Below are 12,188 nucleotides of genomic sequence, written 5' to 3'. Positions count from 1 at the left end.
CCGGCCCTCAGTCCTGGCCGTACCGGGGGTCCACCGACTCCGGCGACAGCCCCAGCAGCTCGGCGACCTGCTCGACCACGACCTCGTGCACGAGCAGGGCGCGCTCGTCGCGGCTCTTGGCGCGCAGCTCGACGGGGCGCCGGTAGACGACGATCTGCGCGGGCCGCCCCCTGGTCGCGGAGACGGCGCCGCCCAGCGGAACGTGCTCCTCCAGCGCGTCGGGCACGTCCAGGACGACGAAGTCCACCTCGGCCAACTGCGGCCAGCGCCGCTCCAGCCGCTCCACCGAGTCCTGGACCAGATCGCGGAAGACCTCGCTCCGACTGACCGACAACGGCACCTGCGGCGGCGCGACCGGCCCGCGCATACCGCGGCCGTGCCGGTCACGGCGGCGGGGGCGCGGCTCGAACGGCTGGGAGGGTACGGGGCTGTCCATCACCGACGCAGCGTAACGCTCCGACGGCCGGGTCGACCGCGAGGAGACCGCCCCCGGCGGGGACCGGCGAGGCGGCGCGAACAGCCGCCTCCGGCGGCAGAGGAACGCACGGCGCTCCGGCAGCCGTTCCCGATGTCCGCAGATGAACATTCCGGCCAAGCTTGCGCCCTTTTCAGACCCCCCGCCCGATCGCTGACGGCCCGTCCGGCTCCGCGTCCGCCCCCCGCCCGCCACCGGCCGACCCGCCCCCCGCCCCCTCTCCCGCGTCGCCGCGCAGGTCAGGGCGGCCGCCTCGGGGAGGGCTGTGCCACAGGTCACAGGGCGACACGGTGGAGCGACCCGAGGGGGAGTCGTCGCAGCCCGCTCAAGAGTGCGGTACCGTCCAACATCGTGAGCCCTGTACGTCGCTGTTCGCGCACCGCGTGCGGCCGCCCTGCCGTCGCGACACTGACGTACGTCTATGCCGACTCGACCGCGGTCCTCGGCCCGCTCGCCACCTACGCCGAGCCCCACTGCTACGACCTCTGTGCCGAGCACAGTGAGCGGCTGACCGCGCCCCGCGGCTGGGAGGTCGTCCGCCTCAGCGACGGCTCCGCCCCGGCGCACCCCAGCGGCGACGACCTCGAAGCCCTGGCCAACGCGGTCCGGGAAGCGGCCCGCCCCCCCGACCGGAGCCAGGAGGGCGCCGGACGCGGCCCCCGCGCCGCCGACCCGGTCGAGGTGGTCCGCCGGGGCCATCTGCGGGTGCTGCGCTCACCCGACTCCTGAGCCCCCGCGCGGCCCGGTAGTTTGGGCGGTCCGCAAAGACCCCCAGGAGGACCGGCCGTGGTTGCTGATCTGTCGCAGCTCGTGAAGGCGTACGACGTGCGCGGAGTGGTGCCCGACCAGTGGGACGAGTCGCTGGCCGAACTCTTCGGAGCCGCGTTCGTCCAGGTCACGGCCGCCGACGCGATCGTGATCGGTCATGACATGCGCCCCACCTCGCCGGGGCTCTCCGCCGCGTTCGCGCGCGGCGCGGCGGCGAGGGGCGCGGACGTCACGCTCATCGGGCTCTGCTCCACGGACCAGCTCTACTACGCCTCCGGCGCGCTGGACCTGCCCGGAGCCATGTTCACCGCCTCGCACAACCCGGCGCGCTACAACGGCATCAAGATGTGCCGGGCCGGAGCCGCCCCGGTCGGCCAGGACACCGGACTCGCGGAGATCCGCACCCTGGTCGAGCAGTGGTCGCGGCACGGCGCCCCGTCCCCGGCCGCCGCCCCCGGCACGATCACCGAACGCGACACCCTCGCCGACTACGCCGCCCACCTCCTGGGCCTGGTCGACCTGGCGGCGATCCGGCCCCTCAAGGTCGTCGTGGACGCGGGCAACGGCATGGGCGGCCACACCGTCCCCACCGTCTTCGCCGGCCTCCCGCTCGACCTCGTCCCCCTCTACTTCGAGCTGGACGGCACCTTCCCCCACCACGAGGCCAACCCCCTCGACCCGAAGAACATCGTCGACCTCCAGGCCCGCGTCCTCGCCGAGGGCGCCGACCTCGGCCTCGCCTTCGACGGCGACGCCGACCGCTGCTTCGTCGTCGACGAGCGGGGCGCCGGCGTCTCCCCGTCCGCCATCACCGCCCTGGTCGCCGCCCGCGAACTGGCCCGCAACGGAGGCCGTGGCACCGTCATCCACAACCTGATCACCTCCCGGTCCGTCCCCGAGGTGGTCCGCGAGCACGGCGGCACCCCCGTCCGCACGCGGGTCGGCCACTCCTTCATCAAGACGGAGATGGCCGAGCACGGCGCGATCTTCGGCGGCGAGCACTCGGCGCACTACTACTTCCGCGACTTCTGGAACGCCGACACCGGAATGCTCGCCGCCCTCCACGTCCTCGCCGCGCTCGGCGGCCAGGACCGCCCGCTCTCGGCACTCGTCGCCCAGTACGACCGGTACGCCGGCTCCGGCGAGATCAACTCCACCGTCGCCGACCAGACCGCCAGCCTGGCCCTGGTCAAGAAGGTCTACGGCATCCGCGACGACGTCGCCCTCGACGAACTGGACGGCCTCACCGTCACCGCCGCCGACTGGTGGTTCAACCTCCGCGCGTCCAACACCGAACCCCTGCTGCGCCTGAACGTCGAAGCGGGGGACGAGCAGACGATGGCCTCGATGCGCGACGAGGTGCTGGCCCTCATCCGCACCGGCTCCTCCGGGGCCTGACGCCTGGGCGCTGCGGGGTTTGGCGCCTGGGCGCTCCCGGGTTCGACGCCCAGCCGTTCCGGAGCTCGATGCCCGGCCACTGCGGGGCTTGACGCTTGGCCGTTCCGGAGCTCGATGCCTGGGCGTTCCGGGGCTTGATCCCTGGTTGCTCCGGGGCCTGACGCTGGGTGCTCCGGGGTTCGACGCCCGGCCGCTGCGGGGCTTGATGCCCGGCCGTTCCGGAGCCTGATGTCTGGCGGTTCCGGAGCTTGAAGCCCGGCCGCCGTGGGTTGGACGCCTGGCCGCTCCGGAGCCCGATGCCCGGCCGCTCCGGGGCCTGATGCCCGGCCGCTCCGGGCCTGACGCCCGGAGGCCCCGGAGCCTGATGTCTGGCGGTTCCGGAGCTTGAAGCCCGGCCGCCGTGGGTTGGACGCCTGGCCGCTCCGGAGCCCGATGCCCGGCCGCTCCGGGGCCTGATGCCCGGCCGCTCCGGGCCTGACGCCCGGAGGCCCCGGAGCTTGACGTCCGGCCGCCGCCCCGCGCCCCCGCCGGGCCGCAGGACGGGGCTCCCGCCTCTTTCCGGGCCGTGCCGCGCCCCCGCGGCCCCGACGGTAGGCTGACGACGCCTGATCCACGCGGATCGGAAACCGCATGTTCGAAGGGACCCGCCCCATGCCGCTCGAAGCCGGCCTCCTGGAGATCCTGGCCTGCCCGGCCTGCCACTCCCCGCTCGACGACCGCTCGTCGGCCGACAGCCCGGAGCTGGTCTGCACCGGCGCCGACTGCGGCCTGGCCTACCCGGTGCGCGACGGCATCCCGGTCCTGCTCGTCGACGAGGCCCGCCGCCCCGCCTGACCAGAGCGACGCGGGCCCCGCGCCGACGGCGTACGCCGACCGGGCCGGCCGGCCCGACCCGAGGCGCGGCACCCCACCCGGCGCCCCCGCCCGGCCCCCGTACACGCAGCCCCGCCCCACCCGGTATCGGAGGCCCACCGCCATGCTCGACGAGTCCCTGCTCGACGCCCCGGAAGCCCTCGCCCGAGCCGACCGCCGCGATCTGCTCCGCGGGGCCGCCGAGGCGGGCGCGCGGGTACGCGCCGCCGTCCGGCACGCCGCCGAGGCGGGCGTCGACAGCCTGGCCCCCGAGGGCCGGCCCCGAGCCGTCCTGGTCGCGGGCCCCAAGACCGCCGCCCTCGGCGTCGCGGACCTGATCGGCGCGCTGGCGGGCGCGGCCGCCCCCGTCGCACGCATCCGCCCCACGGGCGTCGCCCCGGCCGGCGGCGCGCTGCGCTGGACCCTGCCCGGCTGGGCCGGAGCCGTCGACCTCCTCCTCATCGTGACGGCCGACGGCTCCGAACCGGGCCTCGCCCTGCTCGCCGAACAGGCCTACCGCCGCGGCTGCACCGTCGTCGCCGTCGCCCCCGCCCGCTCACCGCTGCGCGAGGCGGTCGACGGGGCGCACGGCCTAGTCGTCCCGATGGCGGCGGCCCCGCACGGGGAGTACGACGCCGAGACCTCGTCGGCGGGACCGGGCACCCTGTGGGCGCTGCTCACGCCCCTGCTGGTCCTCCTGGACCGGGTGGGCCTGGTGACCGCCCCCGCCGAGGAGCTCCAGAAGGCGGCGGACCGCCTGGACCGCACCGCGGAGCGCTGCGGCCCGGCCGTCGCCACGTACAACAACCCCGCCAAGACGCTCGCCGCCGAACTCGCGGACAGCCTGCCGCTGCTGTGGACGGAGGGCGACGCCGCGGGCCCGGTGGGCCGCCGCTTCGCCGCCGTACTCGCCGAACTCGCCGGCCGCCCCGCGCTCGCCGCCGAGCTGCCCGAGGCCCTGACCGCCCACGGCACCCTCCTGGCCGGGGACTTCGCCGCCGGCGCGGACCCCGACGACTTCTTCCGCGACCGGGTCGACGAGGGCGAGACCCTGCGGGCCCGCGTCGTCCTCCTCCGCGACCGTCCGGCGGGCGGCCTCAGCGCCTACCCGGCCGCCCGCGAACTGGCGCTCGGCCACGACGCCCCCGTCAGCGAACTGGAACCGGACGACGGCGGCGACCTGGAATGCCTCGCCGAGCTGCTGGCGATCACCGAGTTCGCCGCGGTCTACCTGTCGCTGGCCTCCACCCCGCAGGGCTGAGACCCGCCAGACCCCGCACGGTGTGCGGCCCCGGCCCCGAGGGCACCACCGCACGGCACCCCCACGCCACGCCCGCTCCACCCGGCGGCAACCCGCCGCAGGCAACCTGACCCGGAAAACCGGGCCGACCCGGCGACCCCGCCCCCCGGCCCGCGACGACCGCACCACCCGAGGACGAATCCATGGACCGGCTGTCCAACACCGTGCGCCCCTACGCCTGGGGCTCCACCACGGCCATCCCCGCCCTGCTCGGCACCCCGCCGACCGGCGAACCGCAGGCCGAGATGTGGATGGGCGCCCACCCCGGCGCCCCCTCGCGCATCACCCGCACCACCGCGAGCGGCGCGACGGAGCAGCCCCTCGACGCGGTCATCGCCGCCGACCCGGAAGGCGAACTGGGCGCCGCGGCGGCCGCCCGCTTCGGCCCCCGCCTGCCCTTCCTGCTCAAGCTCCTCGCCGCCGGCGCCCCCCTCTCCCTCCAGGTCCACCCGAACCTGGACCAGGCCCGCGCCGGCTTCGCGGACGAGGAGGCCCGCGGCGTCCCCCTGGACGCCCCCCACCGCACGTACAAGGACGCCAACCACAAGCCCGAACTGATCTGCGCCCTCACCCCCTTCGAGGGGCTGTGCGGCTTCCGCCGGCCCACCGAGGCGGCGGACGCGATGGAGGCGCTCGGAGTCGACTCCCTCAAGCCGTACGTCGACCTCCTGCGCGCCCACCCCGAGGAGGCCGCCCTGCGCGAGACCCTCACGGCGATCCTCGGCGCCGACCGGGCGGAGATGGCGTCGGCCGTCGAGGAGGCCGCCGCCGCGGCCGAACGCCTCGGCGGCGACCACGCCCCGTACGCCCGCATCGCCCACCACTTCCCCGGCGACCCCGGCGTCCTGGCGGCCATGCTGCTGAACCACGTACGACTCCAGCCGGGCGAGGCCCTGTTCCTCGGCGCGGGCGTCCCGCACGCCTACCTCGACGGCCTCGGCGTCGAGATCATGGCCAACTCGGACAACGTGCTGCGCTGCGGCCTGACCCCCAAGCACATCGACGTCCCCGAACTCCTGCGGGTCGTCCGCTTCGAGCCCACCGAGCCCGGCGTGCTGCGCCCCGAGGCCGACCCCTCGGGCGAGGAGCGGTACGAGACCCCCGTCGACGAGTTCGCCCTGTCCCGCTACACCCTCGCCGCCGGGGCCGCGTCCGCCGAGCTGACCGCCGGCGCACCGCAGATCCTGCTCTGCACCGCCGGGGCCGTCCGGATCGGCGGGAGCGAGCTGCGACCGGGGGAGTCGGTCTTCGTACCGGCGGGCGAGCGCGTGGAAGCCGCCGGAGCGGGCACCCTCTTCCGGGCCACCGTGGCGGCCTGACCCCCGCCCGCCGCCCGTACGCCCCCGGCGGCTGCAACAATGTGCCGCCGTACCACCGGCGGCACACGCCGCGCACCGACGAAGGGATACCACGCACCTATGAGCGCGTCAGGCGGAACCAAGGCGATCGTGGCGGCACTCGTCGCCAACCTCTCGATCGCCGTGGCCAAATTCGTAGCGTTCCTCTTCAGTGGTTCCTCGTCGATGCTCGCGGAGAGCGTGCACTCGCTCGCCGACTCGGGCAACCAGGGGCTGCTGCTGGTCGGCGGCAAGAAGGCGCAGCGCGAAGCCACCCCCCAGCACCCCTTCGGCTACGGGCGCGAGCGCTACATCTACGCCTTCCTCGTCTCGATCGTCCTCTTCTCGGTCGGCGGCATGTTCGCCGTCTACGAGGGCTACGAGAAGATCAAGCACCCGCACGAGATCGAGGCCTGGTACTGGCCGGTCGGCGTCCTGGTCTTCGCGATCATCGCGGAGGTCTTCTCCTTCCGTACGGCGATCAAGGAGTCCAACCAGACGCGCGGCAACCTCTCCTGGACGCAGTTCGTCCGCCGCGCCAAGGCCCCGGAGCTCCCGGTCGTCCTCCTGGAGGACCTCGGCGCCCTCGTCGGCCTGGTCCTCGCGCTCGGGGGCGTCGGCCTCGCCCTCGCCACCGGCAACGGCGTCTGGGACGGCATCGGCACCCTCTGCATCGGCATCCTGCTGATCGCCATCGCGATCATCCTCGCCGCCGAGACGAAGTCCCTCCTGCTCGGCGAGTCCGCCGGCGTCGAGGACGTCGAGAAGATCAAGGCGGCCGTGGTCGACGGCGACACCGTCACGCGCATCATCCACATGCGCACCCTCCACCTCGGCCCGGAGGAACTGCTGGTCGCCGCCAAGATCGCGGTCCAGCACGACGACACCGCCGCCGAGGTCGCCCGCGCCATCGACGCCGCCGAGACCCGCATCCGCGACGCCGTGCCGATCGCCCGCGTCATCTACCTGGAGCCCGACATCGACCACGCCGCGGCCCCGAAGGGTTCCGGCCACTGACCCGCCGCACACCGGCCCCGAACGGCCCGGTGACCCCTCACACATGCCCGGTGCGACGAACGGGCTGGGGGTCACTGGGCCGTTCGGTGTAGATTCGGATACGCATACAGACGTCGCTGCTGATGGCGGTCGACCGGCACCGGAAGCGGGCCGGGCGAGGGACAGAGGGCCTCCGACGGACTGCACTGCGAGCGCTCGGGCACTCGTGTGCCCCCGCCACCGCAGAGTCCGCCCAGCCCACCCTCGACCCATCACGAGGAGCAGCCCGTCATGACGACGCTCACCCCCGGCCAGGACTTCAAGGTCGCCGACCTCTCCCTCGCCGTTTTCGGGCGCAAGGAGATCACGCTCGCCGAGCACGAGATGCCCGGCCTGATGTCGATCCGCAGGGAGTACGCGGCGGCCCAGCCGCTGGCCGGAGCCCGGATCACCGGTTCGCTGCACATGACGGTGCAGACGGCCGTGCTGATCGAGACGCTGGTCGCGCTCGGCGCGGAGGTCCGCTGGGCCTCCTGCAACATCTTCTCCACCCAGGACCACGCCGCCGCCGCCATCGCGGTCGGCCCGGAGGGCACCCCGGAGTCCCCCGCGGGCGTCCCCGTCTTCGCCTGGAAGGGCGAGACGCTCGAAGAGTACTGGTGGTGCACGGAGCAGGCGCTGACCTGGCCGAACACCCCGACCGGCGGCCCCAACATGATCCTCGACGACGGGGGCGACGCGACGCTCCTGGTGCACAAGGGCGTCGAGTTCGAGAAGGCGGGCGCGGTCCCCGACCCGTCGACGGCCGACAGCGAGGAGTACGCGCACATCCTCACGCTGCTCACCCGCACGCTGGGCGAGACGCCGCAGAAGTGGACGCAGCTCGCGTCGGAGATCCGCGGGGTCACCGAGGAGACCACGACCGGTGTGCACCGCCTGTACGAGATGCACCGTGACGGGACCCTCCTGTTCCCCGCGATCAACGTGAACGACGCGGTGACGAAGTCGAAGTTCGACAACAAGTACGGCTGCCGCCACTCCCTCATCGACGGCATCAACCGCGCCACCGACGTCCTCATCGGCGGCAAGACCGCCGTGGTGTGCGGTTACGGCGACGTCGGCAAGGGCTGCGCGGAGTCGCTGCGCGGCCAGGGCGCCCGTGTGATCATCACGGAGATCGACCCGATCTGCGCGCTCCAGGCGGCGATGGACGGCTACCAGGTCGCCACGCTGGACGACGTGGTCGAGCAGGCCGACATCTTCATCACCACGACGGGCAACAAGGACATCATCATGGCCTCGGACATGGCCCGGATGAAGCACCAGGCCATCGTGGGCAACATCGGCCACTTCGACAACGAGATCGACATGGCCGGCCTCGCCGCCATCGAGGGCATCGTGAAGGACGAGGTCAAGCCGCAGGTCCACACCTGGACCTTCCCCGACGGCAAGGTCCTGATCGTGCTGTCCGAGGGCCGCCTGCTGAACCTGGGCAACGCCACGGGCCACCCGTCGTTCGTGATGTCCAACAGCTTCGCCGACCAGACGCTGGCGCAGATCGAGCTGTACACGAAGCCGAGCGAGTACCCGACCGACGTGTACGTGCTGCCGAAGCACCTGGACGAGAAGGTCGCCCGCCTCCACCTCGACGCCCTGGGCGTCAAGCTCACCACGCTCCGCCCCGAGCAGGCGGCGTACATCGGCGTGCAGGTCGAGGGTCCGTACAAGCCCGACCACTACCGCTACTGACCCGCCCCGGCGTTCGGGAGGCCGGCCTCCCGAACGCCTAACGGCGTCACCGCCCTCAGCGGCAGATCCGACCGCAGGCCCCCGCACCCCCGTGCCGGGGGCCTGCTGCCGTCACCGCTCCCGCAGAGCCCGAGGAACCCGAAGGACCCCATGCCCCGCGGCAGGTATTCGCTCCACGACCTCCACGATCACACCCCCCTCGGTGAAGAGCACTTCCACTGCGCCCCCGGCCCCTCCGGCTGGCGCTACGTCGCGCAGACCACGTCCCCCTCGGGCGACCGCCTCGGCTCCGTCGACCTCGCCCTGGACGAGCTGGGCCGCCCCGTCCGCCTCGAACTGCACCGCGCGAGCTGGCAGGTCCGGGGCGCCGCCCTGAACGGCGTCACCTGGGTCCGGACCGACCCGACCGGCGCCGACGCCACCGAAGGCAACGTCCGCGCCCACGCCTTCGCCGGCACATCCCCCGCGTTCCTCGTCGCCATGACCCGCCTCCTGCGTCTCACCCCCGCTTCCCCCACGACCCGCGTCCGCGTGGTCACCTTCACGGACCCGGTCCTCGCGCCCCGGACCGCGGATCAGTCCTGGGCTCTGGTGAACAGTGAAGCGCACCCCACTGACAACGGCCCCCTGACGGTGGACGAGTACCAGGTCAGCGCCCTGGACACCGGTGAGCGGCACACCGTTCACCTCGCCGGCGACGTGGTCCTCGCCGCCCCCGGCATCGAGCTGGAGCACGTGGACTCGCCCCCGTCGCCCCGCACCTTCGGCTCCCCGGCCCCGGACAGCGGGCCGGCCGAGGCCCCCTGACGCCCGGCCGGGGACCCCGGCCAGGAACGCCCAGTCAGGAACGCGCTCAGCCGGGGCGCTCAGCCGGGCGGCGCGAACCCCGAGGGAGCGCCCCCGCGCCCCCGCTCCGGAGCACCGGCGGCCCCCGACCCCGACGACCACCCGGCGGACACGGACGGGGTGGACGGGGTGGACGGCCGAGCCCCCTCCGCGCGCCCGGAGGCGAGGACGCGCCGCGCGTCCCGCGCCTGGCGCTCATGGACCACCGCCGCCAGGAACGCGGCCGCCGGGACGCCCGGCGGCGCGGCCGCCCCCGTCCGCGCCACCAACTCCCCGGCCAGGCGTTCCGCGATCGCCCGGCCCGCGCCGGGGTCGAGCTGCTGCATCCGCGTCAGGTATTGGCGGATCGCGAGCCAGAGGCCGTCCGGCACCGCCGACAGGTCCAACCGTGAGAACCGGCCGACCAACCAGGGCGGGGGAGGCGGCACGGCCACGGCCTGCCCAGCGGTCGTGACCCGTTCCCGGACGACGAGCGTCCCGGCGAACACGTCACCGAGCCGCCGCCCCCGCGCCGACACCAGGGAGGCGATGGAGGCCACGGCGCCGAACGTCATCAGGATCTCGACGACGCCCATGGCCCCGCGGACGAGCGCGTGCCGGAACCGGATCGGCCCGCCGTCGTCCCGCACCACACGCAGCCCGCAGGCCAGCTTCCCCAGCGAACGGCCGTGGCTCAGCGTCTCCACGGCGACCGGCCCGCCGACCAGCACCAGAAGGAAGCACGCGACCGCGAGCGCCGCCGACGCCGCCTCGTCCAAAGACGCGGAGGCCAGGGCCAGAACGAACGAGACCAGCATGAAGACGGTCAGGGTCACCGCCAGGTCGATCACCGCCGCCAGGGTCCGGCTCGGCAGCCTCGCCGGCCGCAGCCCCAGCACGACCGCGTCCCCGGTCACCAGTTCCGTCATCGGACCCCGCCCTTCGCCGACCTTCTCCGCCCCAGCCGGGCCCAGTCTGCCAAGCTGACCGCCAGCGCGCCGCAGTAGTACGGACCCGTACGCACCCATGCCTGGAGCATCAGCCGCCCATGGACCTCGACGTCTTCGTCACCGCCCACCGCACGGAGTGGGACCGTCTCGACCACCTGCTGCGCCGAGGGCGCCGTCTCACCGGTGCGGAAGCGGACGAACTGGTCGTCCTCTACCAACGCACGGCGACGCACCTCTCCCTGATCCGGTCCAGCGCCCCCGACCCCTTCGTCACCGCCCGACTCACCCAGCTCGTGGCCCGCGCCCGGTCGACGGTGACCGGCGCCCGCAAGGCCTCCTGGCGCGACGCGACCCGCTTCCTCACCGCCGGGTTCCCCGCGGCGGTCTACCGCTCGCGCCACTGGTGGGTCCCCACCGCCGTGCTGTCGATCGCGGTGGCGGCGCTCATGGGCTGGTGGATCGGCACGCATCCCGAGGTCCAGGCCGCGATAGCCGCCCCGGACGACCTGCGGAGCATGACCCGGCCGGGCGGCGAGTACGAGACGTACTACTCGAGCCACCCGGCCGCGTCGTTCGCCGCGCAGGTATGGACGAACAACGCACAGGCCGCCGCGGTGTGCCTGGTCCTGGGCGCGTTCCTCTGCCTGCCGGTCGTCTGGATCCTCTTCGTCAACATGCTGAACCTCGCCGTCGGCATCGGCCTGATGTCCTCGGCCGGCCGCCTGGACGTCTTCCTCGGTCTGGTCCTCCCGCACGGCCTCCTCGAACTCACCGCGGTGTTCGTGGCGGCCGGCACCGGCCTCCGCCTCGGCTGGACCGTGATCGATCCGGGCCCCCTCTCCCGCAGGACCGCCCTGGCCCAGCAGGGCCGCGCCGCACTGGGCATGGCGATCGGCCTGGCCGTGGTCCTGTTCGTCTCCGGGCTCATCGAGGGCTTCGTGACCCCCTCGGGCCTCCCGACCTGGGGCCGGATCACCATCGGCATCGCCGCCGAGCTGGCCTTCCTCGCGTACGTGTACGTCCTGGGCGGCCGCGCGGCACGGGCCGGCGACACCGGAGACCTCACCGCCGTCGAACGCAGCGCCGAACTCCCCTCCGCGGCCTGACCACCGATGTGCGCGCACCACGACTGAGCTGCTAGTCTCCTCTTCGCCCACAAAAGCCGTTGACACGGTGGATGCGGGGAGGTAGATTTAAACGGTTGCGTCGAGCTGGACAAGCTCGGATCAAACGCATACGATGTATCTCGCTCGTACTTGAGGATGCTTGTTCATCCCGTCGAGCCACACGAATCGTCTTTATCCTCGGACTCCGGGCCGTTCATTTCGGCCCGAATAGTTCTGATAAAGTCGGATCAGCCGAAAGGCAAAGGCCACTCCGCAGGCCACTGGAATTGAATTCGGGCCGGAAACGGGACGAAAGAGAGTCTGGTAAAGTCGGAACCGCCGGAAAGGGAGAGCGCGAAAGCGCAGGATCTGGAAAGCATCCCGCTTCGACCGGGAATCGGACGCGAAAGAGTCTGATAGAGTCGGAAACGC

Annotated in this window: 11 protein-coding genes; 9 read left to right on the top strand and 2 right to left on the bottom strand. The window is 73.4% G+C overall.

Going from position 1 to position 12,188, the window contains the following annotated elements:
- Positions 1-7: 7 nt before the first annotated feature.
- On the bottom strand, positions 8-436 hold the full coding sequence (locus tag ACZ6EJ_RS22960) for a metallopeptidase family protein (RefSeq protein WP_469269622.1): 429 nt from the start codon (positions 434-436) through the stop codon (positions 8-10).
- Positions 437-826: 390 nt separating this feature from the next.
- Here ACZ6EJ_RS22960 and ACZ6EJ_RS22955 point away from each other — a divergent pair, with 390 nt between their 5' ends.
- The 8 genes from ACZ6EJ_RS22955 (at position 827) to ACZ6EJ_RS22920 (ending at position 9,682) form a co-directional block, all read left to right on the top strand.
- A complete protein-coding gene (locus ACZ6EJ_RS22955) occupies positions 827-1,204 on the top strand; it encodes a DUF3499 domain-containing protein (protein ID WP_469269621.1) in 378 nt (125 codons plus the stop codon).
- A gap of 57 nt (positions 1,205-1,261) precedes the next feature.
- Complete coding sequence (locus ACZ6EJ_RS22950) at positions 1,262-2,641, top strand: phosphomannomutase/phosphoglucomutase (protein WP_469269620.1); 1,380 nt, start codon at positions 1,262-1,264, stop codon at positions 2,639-2,641.
- A gap of 651 nt (positions 2,642-3,292) precedes the next feature.
- A complete protein-coding gene (locus ACZ6EJ_RS22945) occupies positions 3,293-3,475 on the top strand; it encodes a Trm112 family protein (protein WP_336676113.1) in 183 nt (60 codons plus the stop codon).
- A 142-nt stretch (positions 3,476-3,617) separates the two neighbouring features.
- Positions 3,618-4,754, top strand: a complete 1,137-nt coding sequence (locus tag ACZ6EJ_RS22940) for an SIS domain-containing protein (RefSeq protein WP_469269619.1) — start codon at positions 3,618-3,620, stop codon at positions 4,752-4,754.
- A 182-nt stretch (positions 4,755-4,936) separates the two neighbouring features.
- Positions 4,937-6,112: a mannose-6-phosphate isomerase, class I gene (manA, locus tag ACZ6EJ_RS22935; protein ID WP_469269618.1), complete on the top strand. Its 1,176-nt coding sequence runs from the start codon at positions 4,937-4,939 to the stop codon at positions 6,110-6,112.
- Positions 6,113-6,211: 99 nt separating this feature from the next.
- Complete coding sequence (locus tag ACZ6EJ_RS22930) at positions 6,212-7,147, top strand: cation diffusion facilitator family transporter (RefSeq protein ID WP_469269617.1); 936 nt, start codon at positions 6,212-6,214, stop codon at positions 7,145-7,147.
- A gap of 270 nt (positions 7,148-7,417) precedes the next feature.
- A complete protein-coding gene (gene ahcY, locus ACZ6EJ_RS22925) occupies positions 7,418-8,875 on the top strand; it encodes an adenosylhomocysteinase (protein WP_469269616.1) in 1,458 nt (485 codons plus the stop codon).
- Positions 8,876-9,025: 150 nt separating this feature from the next.
- Entirely contained in the window at positions 9,026-9,682 is a 657-nt protein-coding gene (locus ACZ6EJ_RS22920) for a hypothetical protein (RefSeq protein WP_469269615.1), read from the top strand.
- 59 nt (positions 9,683-9,741) lie between these two features.
- Here the strand turns inward: ACZ6EJ_RS22920 and ACZ6EJ_RS22915 are convergent, their stop codons facing one another.
- Positions 9,742-10,629: an RDD family protein gene (locus ACZ6EJ_RS22915; RefSeq protein ID WP_469269614.1), complete on the bottom strand. Its 888-nt coding sequence runs from the start codon at positions 10,627-10,629 to the stop codon at positions 9,742-9,744.
- Positions 10,630-10,748: 119 nt separating this feature from the next.
- Between ACZ6EJ_RS22915 and ACZ6EJ_RS22910 the strand changes: the two genes are divergently transcribed.
- Positions 10,749-11,756 carry a stage II sporulation protein M gene (locus tag ACZ6EJ_RS22910; protein ID WP_469269613.1) on the top strand — a complete coding sequence of 336 codons (1,008 nt, stop codon included), beginning with the start codon at positions 10,749-10,751 and terminating at the stop codon, positions 11,754-11,756.
- Positions 11,757-12,188: the final 432 nt, after the last annotated feature.

This window comes from Streptomyces sp. NPDC041970 (genome assembly GCF_055588985.1).
The sequence above is the reverse complement of the archived record's forward strand: the minus strand, read 5'-3'. Positions and strand labels throughout refer to the sequence as shown.

What these genes read in the sequence shown, in the direction of transcription:
- ACZ6EJ_RS22940 (WP_469269619.1), top strand. Translation starts at nt 3,618, where the DNA reads ATGCTCGACGAGTCCCTGCTCGACGCCCCGGAAGCCCTCGCCCGAGCC.
- ACZ6EJ_RS22915 (WP_469269614.1), bottom strand. Translation starts at nt 10,629, where the DNA reads ATGACGGAACTGGTGACCGGGGACGCGGTCGTGCTGGGGCTGCGGCCG.
- ACZ6EJ_RS22920 (WP_469269615.1), top strand. Translation starts at nt 9,026, where the DNA reads ATGCCCCGCGGCAGGTATTCGCTCCACGACCTCCACGATCACACCCCC.
- ACZ6EJ_RS22930 (WP_469269617.1), top strand. Translation starts at nt 6,212, where the DNA reads ATGAGCGCGTCAGGCGGAACCAAGGCGATCGTGGCGGCACTCGTCGCC.
- ACZ6EJ_RS22960 (WP_469269622.1), bottom strand. Translation starts at nt 436, where the DNA reads ATGGACAGCCCCGTACCCTCCCAGCCGTTCGAGCCGCGCCCCCGCCGC.
- ACZ6EJ_RS22910 (WP_469269613.1), top strand. Translation starts at nt 10,749, where the DNA reads ATGGACCTCGACGTCTTCGTCACCGCCCACCGCACGGAGTGGGACCGT.
- ahcY (WP_469269616.1), top strand. Translation starts at nt 7,418, where the DNA reads ATGACGACGCTCACCCCCGGCCAGGACTTCAAGGTCGCCGACCTCTCC.
- ACZ6EJ_RS22945 (WP_336676113.1), top strand. Translation starts at nt 3,293, where the DNA reads ATGCCGCTCGAAGCCGGCCTCCTGGAGATCCTGGCCTGCCCGGCCTGC.
- manA (WP_469269618.1), top strand. Translation starts at nt 4,937, where the DNA reads ATGGACCGGCTGTCCAACACCGTGCGCCCCTACGCCTGGGGCTCCACC.